This window comes from Agrobacterium sp. ST15.13.013 (assembly GCF_027956525.1).
GTDB classification, from domain to species: domain Bacteria; phylum Pseudomonadota; class Alphaproteobacteria; order Rhizobiales; family Rhizobiaceae; genus Agrobacterium; species Agrobacterium salinitolerans.
The window spans coordinates 61100-78535 of sequence record NZ_JAQKGP010000014.1 but is presented as its reverse complement, the minus strand read 5'-3'; the positions used below and the strand labels follow the sequence as shown (position 1 = coordinate 78535).

Here is a 17436-nt window from a genome sequence, read left to right as displayed (position 1 = left end):
ATTTGTTTCAAATAGCTGATGCTGGCAAATCCTTTCCGTCCCGATAGGATTTTACATTCTCTGGTTGGCAGACTCAGAGTCCACTCACCACGCCTGCCATTACGCGGGCGGTTGCGAAGGGAACAGGCTTCACTGTCTCGCAAAAAAGACCGTTTCAGCCAATGTCGCAATCTCTTACGATAGTGAAGTCATTTGGATCACCGGAGAACTTTATTCGCGCTAGCCAAGAACGGAAATATAATGCATCATATATCATGCATTATTATGCGCTCGATATTTGGCGGACGTCAAGCCGCGAAGCTACCACAGGAATACTGGAGATCAGTCCAATGGAACTAAAAGACCTGACATTGTTTCGGCAGGCGGCATATGTGGCCGGCGAATGGATCGAGGCGAATGCGACGGCCATCGCCGTGACGAACCCCGCGACGGGTGAGGTGATCGGCAACGTGCCGAAGCTTGGCGCAGCCGAGACGAAGACGGCGATTTCTGCGGCGGAGGATGCCCAAAGGGAATGGGCTGCCCGCACCGCAAAGGAACGCGCCGGTATCCTGCGGAAGTGGTTTGAACTGATGATGGCGAACCAGGACGATCTGGGCCGGATACTCACTGCGGAGCAGGGCAAGCCGCTTGCGGAAGCCAAGGGAGAAATAGCATACGGCGCGAGTTTCATCGAATGGTTCGCCGAAGAAGCCCGCCGCATCTATGGCGACCTCGTTCCGGGGCACCAGAAAGACAAGCGCATCCTGGTCCTGAAGCAGCCGATTGGAGTCGTTGCGGCGGTCACGCCGTGGAACTTCCCGAATGCGATGATTACCCGCAAGGCAGGCCCAGCGTTTGCGGCCGGTTGCGCCATGGTGCTGAAGCCGGCAAGCCAGACCCCTTTCTCGGCGATTGCGCTGGCGGTTCTCGGCGAACGCGCCGGTCTGCCCCCGGGTCTCTTTTCGGTCGTGACCGGCTCGGCACGCGAGATCGGGGCGGAGATGACGGCTAACCCGATCGTGCGGAAGCTGACTTTTACCGGTTCGACCGAGGTGGGTGCGGAGCTTTACCGGCAGTCGGCCCCGACCATCAAGAAGCTCGGTCTGGAACTCGGCGGCAATGCGCCCTTCATCGTCTTTGATGATGCCGATCTTGATGAGGCGGTGGAGGGCGCGTTGATTGCCAAATTCCGGAACAATGGCCAGACCTGCGTCTGCGCAAACCGGCTTTACGTCCAGGATGGCGTTTACGATGCCTTTGCGGAAAAGCTCGCAAAAGCGGTTGGCGGCCTCAAGACCGGTAATGGTTTCGACGAGGGCGTTGTGCTCGGGCCGCTCATCGACGACGCGGCGCTGAAGAAGGTCGAGGAGCATGTCAGCGATGCGCTCTCTAAGGGGGCCAGAGTCCTTCAGGGCGGCAAGCAGCATCGGCTGGGCGGAACGTTCTATGAAGCGACCGTGCTTGCCGACGTCACGAAGGACATGGCGGTGGCCACCGAGGAGACTTTCGGCCCGGTTGCGCCGCTTTTCCGTTTCGCGCACGAAGCCGATGTTATCGCCCAGGCGAACGACACGGAGTTTGGTCTCGCATCCTATTTCTATGCGAAGGATCTCGCTCGTGTGTTCCGGGTAGCAGAGGCGCTGGAATATGGGATGGTGGGTGTCAATACGGGACTCATCTCGACGGCGGAAGCACCCTTCGGAGGCGTAAAATCGTCGGGTCTGGGCCGCGAAGGTTCGAAATACGGTATCGATGACTTCGTCGAGATCAAATATGTCTGCCTCGGTGGCGTCGCCTGAGCGACGCCAGAGTGGGCCTTTCCCGATGCCGGGAGTTCGCTCTTCCGGTTCTGCATGGCTGCCTGATCTCACGGTCAGGTGGCCATTTTCCTATCGGGGCAAGAGGTTGCCGATTGCCGTGCAACTGGGCGTGAAACGCTCGAAGCGGCGATTGTCGTACGCCGCTTCGATAATGTCGTGGGTGCAGGCGCCCTCCGCTAGAGGACGACCACCCGGTTGCCCGGGTTCGGCCCCGCTTTCAGGCGTGAAAGTGCAGCGGGCAATTCCTCAAAACTCGCTGTTTCGATAAGCTGAGGATCGAAGGTTCCTTCGCAGATTTGACTTGCCATTGAGGCACCGGCTGCGATCAGTCGTCCCCATTGATGATCGCATGCATGGGCGTGCATCGCGTTGAGGCCGACTTCATGCAATGAGATCGTCGTGGAGAAAGCGGGAAGCGGCGCTGCTTCCTGCCGGTCTTGAATGCAGACGAGATGACCATTCGCCGTCAAAAGAGGCGCAAGGCTGGTGGCGTGAGCGCCGCTCACCATATCGAATACCGCATGGATTGGCTGATGCAGCACCCGCTCCCTGAAGTCGCTCTTCCAATGTTCGTTGTGATAGTTTGTGACGGTCGCCGCGCCGAGCTTCAGTAGGCGGTTTGCCTGTGCAGCAGAGGCGACCGCATGGACGACCCAGCCTTTGTCGCGCGCGAGCTGGAGCAAAGTGCCACCCACAGCTCCGGAAGCGCCGGTGACGAGCACATGGGCTCCGGGCCAGAGCGGCACCTTGTCGATGGCCTGCTGCGCGGTGAGACCAGGGCAGGGAATCGCGGCGGCTGCGGCGAAGGGCAGACTTGCCGGCAGAGGAATGGCCGCACGCGCGGGGATAACCGTGTATTCAGCAAACGAACCGGGACGTATCAGGTCGTTGTGATAAGCGACGCGTGCGCCGGCCGCGATATGACTGACATCTTGCCCGACTTCTTCTACTTCGCCGGCCCCGTCGACACCGGGAATGTGCGGCCACGTCCAAGCGTCATGGCCCCAGAGTATGAATTTCCAGTCGACGGGGTTGAGACCGATCGCCCGGTTACGGACGAGCAGTTCACCGCGCCCGGGTCGCGGTTTTGGCATTTCGCGCAATTGCAGGACGTTCAGGTCGCCGGTTATGTCGTGAACCCAAGCTTTCATTTTTTATCCCTCAGCAGATTGAATAGCCGCCGTCGATCGGAATCATCGCGCCGGTCACATAACCCGCGTCGGGCGACAGAAGAAAACGGACGACAGATGCGACTTCGGCCGGTTTTGCCCAGCGCCCCATCGGAATGCGGGCGCCGATACGTTCGGCGCGTGCCGCGTCGGTCCGCGCATTTTCCGAGATACGGGTCTCCACCCATCCCGGCGCGATTGAATTCACCCGAATGCCGCGTCCGGCCCAGGCGACCGCCTGTGACCGGGTCATCGCGGCGACGGCGCCCTTGCTGGCCGTGTAGGCCGGGGCGCCCGGGGAGCCGAATATCGCCCACATCGAGGCAACATTGACGACGGCGCCACCGGCGGCCTGCAACCTGTCGAGCAGGGCGGCGGAAAATGCAAAGCCGGCGGTGACATTGACGCGCATGACCTGTTCGAAGGCGTCGGTCTCCCATTCCTGCTGGTGGCGCAGCATGCCAGCGCAGTTTACGAGGCCAGCGACGGGCTGTCCCTGCGGCAGTGCCGCGATACTTGCCTTGGTGTCGGTCAGGTCCACCTTGTGAAAGGCGATTGCGGCGATCAGATCCGCATCTCGATCCAGCCCCAGCGCAATGACCTGATAGCCGCTATCGGCAAGAAGTTCCGCCACGGCCCGGCCAATGCCGGTTCCGCCGCCGGTCACCACTGCAAGGGGTTTTGCCTGGTCTTCATTGGGCATTATGTGCTCCTGCCTGTTCTGTTTGATATAACGTCATGCGTCCTCGACCGAGTGCATTGCCTCCACGAGGTCCTCGACCGTGAGCGGGCGGGGGAAATTCAGAATGTGAGGTACGGTGATGGATGCCTGAGCGATGGCGAGAAACTGGTCCCGGGTGATCGGTTGTCCGGCAAGCGCACGCAGGCTGAGAGGAAGTCCCGTATGCCGGTAAAGGGCGGCAATAGCCGGTGGCAATGCCTCACCCAGAAGCTGATGGTGAACCAGAAGCCCATAGGCGACCTGAAATCCATGCGGTTTCGCATTGACGCCTGGGACATGCGGCAGGCCGCGGGTGAGCGCGTGGGGAACGGAGAGACCACCGCTTTCAAAACCGAGTCCCGCCATCAGTATCATCGCCTCGACGGCCGCGTCGAAAGCCTCTGTCGGCACACCAGAACCCGCCGCATCGAAGGCGGCGATGCCTTGCGTTACGAGTGTGTCGTAACAATGGGTGGCGATCACGCCCGAAAGACGGGTCGGCCGGGCGCGGAACATGGTGGTGCCGCAACCGCCAGCGCAGGCGAGCGCCTCGGCCTTCTTCGACAGGGCGTCGCCCAATCCGGCCGCGAACATGGGCTTCGGCGCTCCCGCTAGCAACGCGGTATCGACAATGACAAAATCCGGATTACGTTTCAGGTGCCTCACTTCAAGGAGGAGGTCTTTCGTGTCATAGAGCACGTAGTTCTTGCTTGTCGGTGCATCATTGGAGGCAACGGTCGGAACGGTGATCAGCTTGATGTCGCGCACGCCCGCCAGTGCCTTGCCAGCATCGATGGCGCGGCCGCCACCCGCGGCGATAACGATTTCAGGTGCGTTTTTCCCGAGTGCTGCGGAAAGCCGTTGCGCGGTCTCTATACCGATCTGACCTTCGAACGGCAGGATTACCAAGGAAACGGCGGCTTTTTCCAGAGATTGACGAAAGGTGTCTTCAATGAGAGGCAGCACGTGAACGTCTGCCACAAGGACGGCGCTTTTTCCGATCTGCGCGGCAAAGCTGCCGATCCGGTCGAGGATCTTTCGGCCCTGGACATAACGCGACGGCGCGCCGAAGACTTTGAGTTGGTTGTCGAAAATAGTTAAAGGATCAGGCATTCTTGCTCTCGAACGGTTTTCATATATGATATATGATTGTTTTGAAGGCGCAAGCGTCTTGTCGCCGTTTTAGGAAGAACCGCATGATTTCCGGAAAAACCCGTTTCGTCCCGTTGCTCGCCCACCCTGCCCAACATGTACGCACGCCCTCACGTTTTAATGCTGAATGCGAGCGGCAGGGGCTGGATATGATCATGGTGCCGCTTGATGTGCGGCCCGACATGCTGGACCAGACGGTCGCCAGCTTCCGGGCAATTGCGAATATTGCCGGTATGGTGATCACCATTCCACACAAGGCTTCCGCCGCGAGGCTCTGCGACCGGAGGGTTGGAGCTGCCACACTTGTCGACGCCTGCAACATCATCCGCCGCGAAGTGGACGGCAGCCTTACGGGCGGTATGTTCGATGGTGAGGGTTTCGTCGCCGGGCTTCGCCATCAGGGGCATGATCCGGCTGGTTTTCGAACGCTGCTCATCGGTGCCGGCGGAGCGGCGAGCGGTGTGGGACATGCTCTTCTCGGGGCTGGCGTAAGGGACCTTACAATCGCAAACCGCTCGCTTCACAAGGCCGAACACCTGGCAAGACAGCTTGCCGGCGCCTTCCCGGATGCCAGCGTGGTGGCGGCTGCGGCGAATCCGGCGGGGTATGATCTTGTAGTCAACGGCACGGCGCTGGGCATGCATGAGAACGACGCCCTGCCCATCGATGTCGACAAGCTCGATAAAGGCACTGTCGTCGCTGAAGTGGTAATGCAGCCCGACATGACGCCTCTGTTGATCGCGGCTGAAAAGCTGGGATGCCATATACATAAGGGTATCCACATGATCGAGCAGCAGGTGCGCCTGCTTGTTGATTTCCTCAAGTGACGCAAAAAAGGTCCGCATCGATTCGCGATGCGGACCAGATGCGGCGCCTAGGAGGTCAAACACGTCTTTTTGCGTGGGCGCCAATGCCTTGCATAAGAACCGCCAGAATGATGATGACACCCTTGATGATCTGCTGCGGATAGGCTGGAACGCTCATCAGGTTCATGATGTTGCCGATCAGTCCCAGAATGAGGACGCCAATCATCGTGTTGATCACCGTACCCCTGCCGCCGGACAGAAGGGCTCCGCCAATAACGCAGGCGGCAATGGCGTCGAGTTCGAGGCCGATACCGGTCACCGGTGTTCCGACGGCGGTGCGGGCTGCCACGAATATGCCGGCAAGGGCGCAAAGCGCGCCGCAAAGCATGAAGGCGAGGAACTTGTAACGCCAGACGGGAAGGCCAGCGAGGCGCACCGCACTCTCATTGCTGCCGGTTGCGACGGTGAGGCGGCCCCAGTTGGTCCGGCGCAACAGGAAAATGAACAGGGCAATGAAGAGGAGGACGGCCAGGACCGGCCAGGGAAGGCCGAGACCGGGGACGCCCTTGCTGCCGAATGCCGTCAGAATCTGAGCCGTAGACAAGTCACGGGGAAAGCGTACGGGCTGGCCATTGGAGAGCATATAGGCAAGGCCGCGGGCCATGGTCATCATGGCGAGCGTCGCGACGAAGGAGGCCATGCCGAAGCCGGCGACAAGAACGCCATTGATCGCGCCGAGCAAAGCGCCGAACAGCACGCCACCCAAGATGCACAGGACAAGCGCGGTGCCGCCATCGAAGGGCAGCGCAGGCATGACCATCGCCACGCTCATGCCACCGATCGCCGCGACTGAACCGACCGAGAGATCGATTCCTCCCGTCAGGATCACCAGCAGCATGCCAATGGCAACCAGGGCAAGCGGTGCAAGTTGACGCAGGAGATTATATATGTTTTGAAGTGTCAGGAAGTGTTCTGACAACAGCGCGGAAACGACGAGTAGCGTCATCAGCATGATATAGACGTTATAGGTGACCAGGTTGGAAACAAGGCCGGAAGCCTTTGAATTAGTGGACATTCTCGCGCCCCATTGCCAGTTCGATAATACCTTCCTCGGAAATGTCTGTGCCGGTCAGTTCACCGGCGACCCGGCCGGCGCGCATGACAAGCACGCGATCGCACATGCCGATCAGTTCCAGCATTTCGGAGGAGACCATGATTATGGCGGTGCCATTGGCCGCCAGTTCGTTGATGACGCGGTAAATCTCGACCTTCGCGCCGACGTCGACGCCGCGGGTGGGTTCGTCGAGCAGCAACACCTCGCAACCGGAGACAAGCCATTTCATCAACGCGACTTTCTGCTGGTTGCCGCCAGAAAGCGTTCCAGCCTCAGCGTCTATGCTTTCGGCCTTGAGGTTGAGCTGTCTGCCCAGGCTTTCGGTCGCACCGCGTTCCCGGCGATCGCGCAACAGGCCCAAAGGCCCCAGATGCGGATTGACCGGCGTCATCATTGCATTGGCAAGAATGGGCATGTCGAGAAGACATCCCTGATGTTTGCGATCTTCGGGCACCAGGCCGATGCCGGCGCGCACGGCTTCCCCGGGTCTGCTGATGCTCAGCACTTTGCCATCGAGGCGCACTTCACCCCGCGTAAGGGAATCGGCGCCGAAAATTGCACGCAATACCTCGGTTCGTCCCGCACCGATGAGACCACCGATGCCGAGTACTTCACCCCGTCTAACTTCGAAGGTGACGCCGGAGACGAGCGGTCCCGTCGCCAGGTTTTCCACGGCAAGAGCAACCTGGCCGGGTTTAACGTCCCGTTCGGGAAAGAAGTCCTTCAGTTCACGACCGATCATCAGGTTGACGAGGCGCTTGTGGTCAAGTGTGGCGATTTCCCACGTACCCACGATTGCACCGTCCTTTAGAACGGTGGCGCGGTCACACAGGCTGAATATCTCGTCCAGCCGATGGGAGATGTAGATGATGCAGACACCGTTCTCCCGCAACTGCCGTATGAGCTTGAACAGTTTTTCCGTCTCGTGGTTGGTGAGGACGGCGGTGGGTTCGTCAAGGACGAGGATCGAACACTCCCGGGACAGCGCCTTGCATATTTCGATGACCTGTTGGTGCGCGACCGTAAGGTTGCCGGCAAGCTCATCGGGATCGATATCGTCAAAGCCCATGCCGGCCAGCAGTTCAGCGGCGCGCGCCCGCATTGCTCGCTTGTTCAGAAGGAAGCCGTGGCCGAGCTTTTCGATGAGAATGTTTTCGGCGACCGTGAGGTGGTGGGCGAGCGAGAATTCCTGGTAAATGATCGAGATTCCCCTGCGCATCGCGTCCTGGGGACTAGTGATGGTCACGGGCGTACCGTCGATGTGTATCTCGCCTTTGTCATGGGTATAGGCACCCGCAAGGATTTTCATCAGCGTCGATTTGCCAGCGCCGTTCTCGCCCATCAGAGCGTGAACTTCTCCGGCACGCGCGGAAAACCGTGCGCCGCTGAGCGCTGTGACACCTCCGAATTCCTTTGAGATGTTGAGCATTTCTAGACGGTCCATCTTATCTTCCTCTCAAATGGGCGGGCCTTGAAAAGGCCCGCCATGTTTGCCGGCCGTCGGTCAGCCCTTGAGTTCGCTGATCGTCTTGAAAGGCGGAACGGTGTAGCGGAAGAAGGGGTTTGCCGTGTCCGGATCGATGAACTCATCGACGTTCTTTTCCGTCACGATCTGCGAGGGGTAATATGAGCCGAGCGGCAGATTGCTGGCATCGAGGCCCTTGTCGAATATCTGGTTGATGAGTGCCAGGACGCCTTCGCCGGTATGCGAGCCGGAGCAAAGGCCGGTGACCAGCATGTCGCCGGATTTCACGAGATCGAGGGCGGTACGGAAGCCATCCGCCGCATTGGCAACGGCTATCTTGCCCTTAAGGCCCTGATTCTCGAGAGCGCGCAGGGCGCCCATGCCCATGAAGTCGTTTTCGGCAAGGATGATGTCGAGCTTGGAGGAGTAAGCGGTGAGGATGTCTTCAGCCGCATCGAGGCCGCCTTCTTCTGTCCAGAGACCGACGCCCATCGAAACCACACCGAATTTGGCTTCCGGATAATCGAACGAACCGCTCGTCTTCAATTGCTGGAACTTCTTGAAGCCGGCAAGCATGGCATCTTCCCTGGAGAGATCGAGGCCAAGCTGTTGTGAACGCTCATAAATGATGCCGGTGATCATGCCGTTGACGCGGCTTTCAGACGTGGAATTGCCAACGGTGCCGAGGATAGCCGCTGCGGTGATCGGTTTGTTGGCACCATAGTGCTGCGCGACGTAACGGCCGGCTTCAAAACCGTTGCCATAAGGGTTGAACAAAACGGTTGTGACGATCGGGCTTTCATCCGGCACGGTGCCAAGGGCAATGACGGGAATGCCGGCATCGACGGCACGCTGCGCGTCGGCAGCCGCTGCGGCGAGATCGGTCGGGTCCATGACGATGACGTCGACTTTCTTGGCGATGAAGGCATCGATATGGGCCGAGGTCTTGGCCGGATCGCCATCCGCGACCTGGACATCCAGTTCGTAGCCATATTCCTTCGCCTTGGCCTTGGCGGTGTCGATGACACTGACGAACCAGGGATTGCCGAGCGTGATTTCCGTCCAGCCGATCACCAGGCTTTTGCCGGGCTCGCGGGCGGTTTTAGGCAGCGCCTTCTCCACATCGGTACGATCCGCCATGTCGGGGTCGATAACGCCTGAAAGCGCCGAGTTCGGCAGGAGCGTGTAGATCTCGTGTTTTTCGGCAGCGTTTGTCGTTGTGGCGGCAAGGGTCAACGCTGCGGTGCATAGCATGGGCAATGCGGATTTCAGGAACCTCATGGTCTCACTCCCTCTGTTGAAGTTCTATGCATTTGTCGCTCCTGCGACCGGAAGTCGTGCGCCTCCCTGCGCACGACGGGGCCTGTCAGCGAATGATTTCGCGGACAACTGTTTCGATACCGGCCTGGTCAAGCCGATAGTGGGCGTAGAGATGCGTCGGCGGTGCAATCAGCGCGTATTCATCGCGGATCCCGTGACGCACAAGCCTTGCGGGGCTGCCGTCTTCGGCAAGAACCTCGGCAACGGCGGCACCGAGGCCGCCGAGGATGTTGTGCTCCTCGATCGTCAGAATGACCTTCGAACGGGCAGCAGCGGCAAGGATTGCATCGCGATCGATCGGCTTGACCGTCGCCATGTCGATGACGCCGATACTACGGCCTTCGGCCTTGAGTTTCCGGGCGACTTGCACCGATGGATGGACGGGAAGGCCGCAGGCAATGATCGTTAGTTCTTCCCCGGCAGCATGTTCAATCGCCTTGCCGAAAATGAAATGGCTCTTCGGATCGTAGAGATCGGGCTCGCGTCCACGTCCCGTGCGGAAGTAGATCGGGCGATCATGGTCGGCCGAAGCGCGAATTGCCGCTTCAAACTGCGGGCCGTCGGCCGGCGAAACGATCGTCAGATCGGCGATCGAACGCATGGTGCCAATATCCTCCGTCGCGTGATGTGACGTGCCGTAGAAACCCATGGAGATGCCGGTATGGTGTCCGATCAGCCGAACGGGCAGGGCGCAATAGGCGACATCCATGCGGATCTGCTCGCAGGTTAGCAGGCCGAGGAAGGAAGCAAACGTTGCCACATAGGGCATCGTGCCCGTTGTCGCGATGCCAGCGGCCGCCGATACCATGTTTTGTTCGGAAATACCGAAGCTGAAGTAACGGTCCGGGAAGCGGGCGGCGAAGCGGTTGAGCCCGTTGGAGTATTGAAGGTCCGCGGAGCCCGCGACGATGTCGTGGCCTGTCTCGACAAGCGAGATCAGCCCGTTGGACAGGTGGTCCAGGCCGGGGTTCTTCATGTTCAGCTCGCGGTAGTGCCACGAATTCGGCGAATTTGGCCGCAGATTGACAGTGCTCATCTCAAATTACCTTGGAAAGAATTTCTTGACGTGCGGCTTCGGCGTCGGATGGATCGAGGTAGCCGAGGTGCCAGCCGGGTTCGGTCTCCATGTAGGAGACGCCCTTGCCCTTGAGCGTGCGCGCGATGATGCAGCATGGCTTTTCGCGGGTGTTGTCGGCTTTGACGCGACGCAGGAGCGCGGTCAGCTCCGCAACGTCATGGCCGTCGACGATATGCACTTCCCAGCCGAAGGCGCGCCATTTCTCATCCAGCGGCTCGATACCCATGACGTCATCGACGGCGCCATCGAGCTGGTAGCCGTTGCGGTCAACGATTGCGACCAGCCGCGACAGCTTGTGATGGGCCGCGCCGATGGCTGCTTCCCAAACCTGGCCTTCCTGCATCTCGCCATCGCCGAGCATGACAAACGTGGTGAAGTCACGGCCCTGGCGGCGTCCGTTCAGCGCCATGCCGAGACCGTTGGACAGTGCGTGTCCGATGGATCCGGAGGAAAAATCGACGCCCGGCACCTTGCGCATATCGGGATGGTCACCGAGCGGATTGCCGAGGCGGGTGTAGCCGTTCAGCACCTCCGTCGGAATGTAGCCAAGCTCGGCAAGAATGGGAAACAGCCCCACCGCCGCATGGCCTTTGCCCATGAGGAAGCGGTCGCGATCGGGCCATTTGGGATCGGACGACAGCCGCATCACGTCATAGTAGAGCGCTGCGAAAATCTCGGCTGCGGAAAATACCGAGGTGTAGTGGCCCACCTTGGCAATTTCGATGAGCCGTATGGTCTCCAGCCGCACGAACTGCGCGCGGTCTCTCAGACGCGCTAACTCGGTTTCGGTAGGACGAAAATCGTTTCTGATGGGCTGCGCCACGCGCTCCTCCTCCAATTTGCCAACGGGTCGGCAACAACTGCTTGCGATGATGCGAGATAACATGATATATGATATATGTCACGGACAAAATGGAGGATAACGTGAATCTTGCACTGACGCAGTCGGACGTGGCTGCCATCCGCAACCGGATCACCATCAGGGGGCAGGCCTTCATAGATGGTCGTTTTACCGACGCCGCCTCTGGAGAAACGTTCAACGATATCTCGCCGCGCGACGGCACGGTCATCGCGCGCGTTGCAGCCTGCGATAGGGAAGATGTCGACCGCGCAGTTGCTGCTGCGCGCCGGGCTTTCGAGGCAGGCGTCTGGCGCGACCGGTCACCAAAGGAGCGCAAGAAAGTGCTTCAGCTCTTTGCGGCGCTGTTGGAAAAGCACATGGATGAGCTTGCGGTCCTTGAAACGCTCGACATGGGAAAGCCGATTTCCGAGAGCCGCAATATCGATGTCAACGTCGTGCTTGATACGTTGCAATGGTATGCGGAGTGCCCGGACAAGCTCTATGACGAGATAGCGCCCACCGGTCCCGGCCAGCTTGCCATGATCACACGCGAACCGATCGGCGTCGTCGGGGCGGTCGTGCCCTGGAACTTCCCCATGCTGATGGCGACATGGAAATTCGCGCCGGCGCTCGCCATGGGCAACTCTGTCGTCCTGAAGCCTGCGGAACAATCTCCGTTGACAGCGCTACGGCTGGCGGAACTTGCGGCGGAAGCCGGTATTCCGGATGGCGTCTTTAATGTCGTGCCTGGTTTCGGCCCGACAGCTGGCAAGGCGCTCGGCCTGCATTTGGATGTTGACTGCCTTGCCTTCACCGGCTCCGGCGAAGTGGGAAAACTGTTCCTGCAATATGCCGGTCAGTCCAACATGAAGCGTGTTTTCCTCGAATGCGGCGGAAAGTCGCCCAACATCATTCTCGACGATGTGCCCGAATTGCGTGTTGCGGCCGAGCGGGCGGCGACGGCGATCTGCTTCAACCAGGGCGAAGTCTGCGTTGCGCCGTCACGGCTGATCCTTTCCAGACGTATCCAGGAGCAATTTCTCGACATCGTCGTCAATACCGCGCGGTCCATCCGGCCGGGCGATCCGCTCGATCCGGCGACCAAGCTTGGCGCCCTTGTCGAAAGCAGTCATCGCGACCGTGTTGAAAGCTACATCGAAAAGGGCAAGGCGGAAGGCGCGCGGCTGGTGCTCGGAGGTGACCGTCCGACGGACAAGCCGGAGGGCTATTACGTCAATCCGACGATCTTTGCGGATGTTCGCAATGACATGACAATCGCGCGGGAAGAGATTTTCGGGCCCGTATTGTCGACCATTACGGTTGAGGATGACGAGGAGGCCGTACGCGTCGCCAATGACAGTCCCTATGGGCTAGCCGCAGCCGTCTGGACGCGCGATCTTTCCCGCGCTCATCGCATGGCCCGCAAGCTTCGGGCAGGCACCGTCTGGGTCAATTGCTATGATCACGGTGATACGACGGTGCCGTTTGGTGGGTTCAAGCAATCGGGCAATGGCCGCGACAAGTCGCTGCACGCAATCGACAAATATACTGAGCTGAAGACGACGTGGATAGAGCTTTGAAAGGTCAGTGGGCGGCTTCGGCCGCCCCCTTTGCTTCCAGCCATTCGACCATTACGACGCCAACGCCGATATCGGCCTGGATCGCTTTTCGGCATCCTTCGGGGTCGCGGAGGGTAAGGGCACGCAGTACATCATAGTGGCCGTGGTCGCCACTCGACAGGATACGGGTTGGCGTGTTGAGATGGTATAGGTGGATGAGCGGTCCCATCTGCGCCCACATGCCCTCGATCGTTGCATAAAGCATCGGCATTTGTGCTGCTTCAGCAAGCTTGAAATGGAATTCGCGGTTGACGCGGGAGGCTTCCAGCGGGTCGCTGGCTGCAGCCCTGGTAAAGTCCCCCTGCAGAGCTTCGAGAGCCGCCAGTTCTTTTTTTGAAATCTTGACGGCCGCCTGGGCGGCCGCCTCACCTTCAAGATGATGGCGTATGAGTTGTATCTCACGCAATTCCGAGGGCGTCAGACTTCTCACCTGGATCGAGGTGGCCGCCCTCATTTCCAGCGCGCGCTCCGTCACGAGCCGGAAGATCGCCTCGCGGACCGGCGTTATCGATACACCGAGCTGCTCGGCCAGGCTTGCGATTGTCAGCCGTTCACCCGGCTCATAGCGCCCATCCATCAGAGAGGAACGGATCATGCCGTAAACCTGCTCGGAAAGATTGCCTTTGTTGATTTTTTGCAGCTGGTTCATCTAAGGGCCCGTGGCGTTTCTTTGATCGTGAGATTCGACAAGTCAACGCATAATGCGCATTACGCGTTTGAGGGTGCAAGTGGTGTGAGACCGCGTATCATATCTGACGCTTTCTCGCCGATCATTATGGCCGTTGCGTTGGTATTGCCCGAAATGAGTGTCGGCATGACGGAATTGTCCACAATGCGCAGGTTGCGAAAGCCGTGAACGCGTAACTGCGGATCGACCACAGCCATCTCGTCATTGCCCATGCGGCAGGTGCCGACGGGGTGGTAAACCGTCTTGCCTTTCGAGCGGATATAGGTTTCAAGGGCCGCTTCGTCCGCGACAACCTCGCCGGGATAGGCCTCTGTTTTCTCGACATAACCTGCAAAGGAAGGCTGCGCCAGGATTTCCCGAGCGAGCTTCAGCGCTCTGAGGGAGAGACGCATATCCTCCGGGGCTGTCAGGTAACGCGGGTCGACGATGGGATGGTCCGTCGGGCGGGTGGATTTAAGGCGGATTTCACCGCGGCTTTCAGGACGCAGCACGCAGGGGTTCACGGTTGCACCGGCGCGCTTGATCGGTTGCTGGTCGCTGTCCATAAAGACGATCGGTACGAAATGCATCTGGACATTCGGCTCGGCCTCCATGTCGTCCACATTAACGAAGGCGCAGGCCTCCGTAACGTTCGACATGACCGGGCCGGACTTGAAGAGTAAATATTGCAAACCGTTGCGAATGGAGCGCAGGAAGCTATCCTCCCCGTAGTAGCCATAGCGGCCGGTACAAAAGCGGATGGCGGGGAATTCGAGATGATCCTGAAGGTTCTGACCGACCCCTTCTAGCCGGTGCCGGACGGTGATGCCGTGCTGGCGAAGCTCCGCCTCGGGGCCGATCCCTGACAACATCAGAAGCTTTGGCGTCTGCACTGCGCCACCCGACAGGATGATTTCCTTGTCGGCGTGGATAGTTTCCAACTTGCCGTTGCGAACATATTCGACGCCCGTTGCGCGGTCGCCCTCAAAGAGAATGCGCGTCACAAGGCAACCGGTGCGGATCTCCAGATTACCGGATTTCATGGCGGGACGAAGATAGCCGACAGCCGCGCTGCAGCGTCGTCCGTTGCGCGTCGTGGTCTGGTTGAAACCGACACCACGCTGCCGCACGCCGTTGAAATCCGGTGTGAAGGGAATGCCGGCCTCTTGTGCGCTGCGCACGAAGGCACGCGTTAAGTCATTCACCTGCCTGAGATCGGAGACGCCAAGCGGGCCGCCGGTTCCGTGATAGGCATCAGAGAGCCTGTCATTGTCTTCGGCGCGGCGGAAATAGGGAAGCACGTCACTATAGCTCCAGCCATCAGCACCAAGCCGTGCCCAGTCGTCATAGTCCCGGCGTTGGCCGCGGACATAGATGGCAGCGTTTACCGATCCGCCGCCACCGAGGACAGCACCCTGCGGCATGACCGGCGCCCGGCCGTTTAATGCTGCCTGCTGCACTGTTCTGTAGTGGTAGAGGAGATCGCTATCCAGGAGCTTCACAAAGCCCGCGGGGATGTGAATGAGCGGATTGACGTCGCGCGGACCGGCCTCGATTACAAGTACCTTTCCGGCATCGGCCATAGCCAGTCGGCCTGCCAGTGCACTACCTGCGGACCCACCTCCGACAACAATATAATCGACCATTCGCTTCCTCCTCCAAAATAATATATCATATATCTTATTTTGGACGTGCGCATGCGTCAATCGGTAGAATCGGTGATCGGATAAGGAAAATTATTGTTAACCGGGTAGCGTGCCGGGGGATAGTCGCCTCTATCAGTTGCATCATTTCAAGGTGCTCGATCATTGTTCCCGACAACCGCATGTCGCCAAGCAGCCATCCTCTTCTCGCCTCGCGCCGATGTCGAAAATATGCTGTCGCGTGTAGCGTTCCGTTGGCTTCGGGTGAGGTTCTTTGCTGGACGGCGCGGAGATCGACCAATGGGCATAAACTTCCTAGGACAGCTTCTTGGGCACCATCCTCTTTATATCCAGACAATGCTCCGTAATTGCCTGCGGCAAACAAATTAAGTGGTCGCCAAAAATCCAAAGGATGTTCAGGAGGCCAAGTGCGGCTCGTAAACCCCATCGCGCGCTCTTTTTGATCATTGCGGGTGCCGCGTCCTGAGGAAGGCATAACGCTCATGAGTTTCACCCGGAGGCCGGCGCGGATCGCTGACTGCGGTTGGGGGCTAAATTTATAGCGTGCATCATTGCATCGGAAATTGATATGCGGGTCGATCATTTACAGTAACTACAACGACTATTGTTGTGAAAATAGATTGAAGTTCTCAAAGATGTAATCTTCAAAGCGAAAGACAACGCCGTGGACGCCAACCTTTTTTCTCCCATAAACATAGCGAGCTTAACCTTACGCAATCGTATTGCGATGGCACCCTTGACCCGTTCTCGCGCCGGGCAACCAGGTAACGTGCCGACCACGCTGAATGTGGAATATTATCGGCAGCGCGCGGGCGCCGGTCTGATCATTACGGAGGCGACGCAGATCTCGCAGCAAGCACAGGGTTACGCCTGGACTCCCGGTATCTATACGCCCGAGCAAATCGCGGGCTGGCTTGAGGTCAGCAAAGCCGTTCACGAAGAGGGGGGTGTGATATTCCAACAGCTCTGGCACGTCGGACGTGTCTCCCATCCTAGCTTCCAACCGAATGGCGGGCTGCCGGTGGCTCCGACCGCAATGCCGGTGCCCGGAAAGACGTTCATTGTTGATGAAACCGGCAAAGGCGTATGGGGCGAAATCCCGGAGCCGCAGGAACTAACCACGCATGGCATCGAGGCGATCATCGCTGACTATGTCACAGCTTCCCGCAATGCAATTGCTGCCGGTATGGACGGTGTGGAGATCCACGCTGGAAACGGTTATCTCCTCGATCAGTTCATCAACAGCAACAGCAATCATCGCACGGATAAATATGGCGGCTCGACAGAAAACCGCGCGCGGCTGCTTCTGGAAGTCACCGACGCGATTTCCAAAGAGATTGGCGCAAAACGCGTGGGTGTTCGCCTGACGCCGATGGGCCGTTTCATGGGGATGGGAGACGATACCCCGGAAGAAACATTCGGCTACATCGCCGAGGAGCTCAGCAAACGCAGCCTTGCATATCTTCATCTGGTAGAGCCGGAAATTATTGGAACCGTTCTCGATGAGCAACACGACCCCCGGTGGGACAACATCATGAAGCTTCTTCGCAAGCGGTTCAAAGGCCCATTGATTTTGGCGGGCGGCTTCACCTACGAGAAAGCGCAGGCGGCGATTGCCGAAGGACGCGGCGATGTTGTCGCATTCGGACGACTGTTCATCGCAAATCCTGACCTTCCGGATCGTTTCCGCACGGGAGCTGCCTTGAACGAGCCTGACACTTCAACGTTTTTCGGCGGAGACAGTCGCGGATATGTGGACTATCCAGCACTCTTCAAGGCTGCAGAAACGCGTGCAGGAAACGGCTGACTGAATAAGCGCGTCGGCCCTACACTGAGGTATAGGTCGATAAAAACCAAAGTGTGATTTCGACGTCAGCCCACGCTGTTAAACCCTAACAACCGATTTCTGGATGACGGCATGGGTGCTGAGGCAACGGTGCACTCAGCTCTCGTTCCCTAGCACCAGCCATAGCGGTGCTGTCGGACAGATCGTCGTCTGCATTCGTAATACAGAGGCA

General features: G+C 59.0%; 14 protein-coding genes. 4 read left to right on the top strand and 10 right to left on the bottom strand.

The window, feature by feature from the left end:
* Positions 1–329 precede the first annotated feature (329 nt).
* Positions 330–1781, top strand: a complete 1452-nt coding sequence (gabD, locus tag PL597_RS15560; RefSeq protein ID WP_271365644.1) for an NADP-dependent succinate-semialdehyde dehydrogenase — start codon at positions 330–332, stop codon at positions 1779–1781.
* Positions 1782–1978: 197 nt separating this feature from the next.
* Here gabD and PL597_RS15555 read toward each other — a convergent pair whose 3' ends face one another.
* From PL597_RS15555 to PL597_RS15545, 3 genes are read right to left on the bottom strand one after another with little or no spacing between them, the layout of a single operon-like run.
* On the bottom strand, positions 1979–2953 hold the full coding sequence (locus PL597_RS15555; RefSeq protein ID WP_271365643.1) for a zinc-binding dehydrogenase: 975 nt from the start codon (positions 2951–2953) through the stop codon (positions 1979–1981).
* A gap of 10 nt (positions 2954–2963) precedes the next feature.
* The gene (locus PL597_RS15550; RefSeq protein ID WP_271365642.1) at positions 2964–3674 is read right to left on the bottom strand and encodes an SDR family NAD(P)-dependent oxidoreductase; all 711 of its coding nucleotides are present in this window, start codon (positions 3672–3674) and stop codon (positions 2964–2966) included.
* 33 nt (positions 3675–3707) lie between these two features.
* On the bottom strand, positions 3708–4805 hold the full coding sequence (locus PL597_RS15545) for a glycerol dehydrogenase (protein WP_271365641.1): 1098 nt from the start codon (positions 4803–4805) through the stop codon (positions 3708–3710).
* 83 nt (positions 4806–4888) lie between these two features.
* Here PL597_RS15545 and PL597_RS15540 point away from each other — a divergent pair, with 83 nt between their 5' ends.
* Entirely contained in the window at positions 4889–5671 is a 783-nt protein-coding gene (locus PL597_RS15540; RefSeq protein ID WP_271365640.1) for a shikimate dehydrogenase family protein, read from the top strand.
* Positions 5672–5726: 55 nt separating this feature from the next.
* Here the strand turns inward: PL597_RS15540 and PL597_RS15535 are convergent, their stop codons facing one another.
* The 5 genes from PL597_RS15535 to PL597_RS15515 form a co-directional block, all read right to left on the bottom strand.
* Positions 5727–6725: an ABC transporter permease gene (locus PL597_RS15535; RefSeq protein ID WP_271365639.1), complete on the bottom strand. Its 999-nt coding sequence runs from the start codon at positions 6723–6725 to the stop codon at positions 5727–5729.
* The gene (locus tag PL597_RS15530) at positions 6715–8208 is read right to left on the bottom strand and encodes a sugar ABC transporter ATP-binding protein (protein WP_271365638.1); all 1494 of its coding nucleotides are present in this window, start codon (positions 8206–8208) and stop codon (positions 6715–6717) included. The genes PL597_RS15535 and PL597_RS15530 overlap by 11 nt, the downstream gene beginning before the upstream one ends.
* 60 nt (positions 8209–8268) lie before the next feature.
* Positions 8269–9510: a sugar ABC transporter substrate-binding protein gene (locus tag PL597_RS15525; RefSeq protein WP_271365636.1), complete on the bottom strand. Its 1242-nt coding sequence runs from the start codon at positions 9508–9510 to the stop codon at positions 8269–8271.
* A gap of 85 nt (positions 9511–9595) precedes the next feature.
* Entirely contained in the window at positions 9596–10585 is a 990-nt protein-coding gene (locus PL597_RS15520; RefSeq protein WP_271365635.1) for a transketolase family protein, read from the bottom strand.
* Position 10586: 1 nt separating this feature from the next.
* Positions 10587–11450, bottom strand: coding sequence for a transketolase (locus tag PL597_RS15515; protein WP_271365633.1), 864 nt, complete (start codon positions 11448–11450; stop codon positions 10587–10589).
* Positions 11451–11518: 68 nt separating this feature from the next.
* Between PL597_RS15515 and PL597_RS15510 the strand changes: the two genes are divergently transcribed.
* On the top strand, positions 11519–13048 hold the full coding sequence (locus PL597_RS15510; RefSeq protein ID WP_271365632.1) for an aldehyde dehydrogenase: 1530 nt from the start codon (positions 11519–11521) through the stop codon (positions 13046–13048).
* 4 nt (positions 13049–13052) lie between these two features.
* Here the strand turns inward: PL597_RS15510 and PL597_RS15505 are convergent, their stop codons facing one another.
* Both PL597_RS15505 and PL597_RS15500 read right to left on the bottom strand, forming a co-directional pair.
* Positions 13053–13736 (bottom strand): GntR family transcriptional regulator, encoded by a 684-nt coding sequence (locus tag PL597_RS15505; RefSeq protein ID WP_271365631.1) that lies wholly within the window; start codon positions 13734–13736, stop codon positions 13053–13055.
* A 59-nt stretch (positions 13737–13795) separates the two neighbouring features.
* Positions 13796–15400 carry a GMC family oxidoreductase gene (locus PL597_RS15500; RefSeq protein WP_271365630.1) on the bottom strand — a complete coding sequence of 535 codons (1605 nt, stop codon included), beginning with the start codon at positions 15398–15400 and terminating at the stop codon, positions 13796–13798.
* Positions 15401–16082: 682 nt separating this feature from the next.
* On the opposite strand from PL597_RS15500, the gene PL597_RS15495 reads away from it, so the two are divergent.
* Complete coding sequence (locus PL597_RS15495) at positions 16083–17225, top strand: alkene reductase (protein ID WP_271365629.1); 1143 nt, start codon at positions 16083–16085, stop codon at positions 17223–17225.
* Positions 17226–17436: the final 211 nt, after the last annotated feature.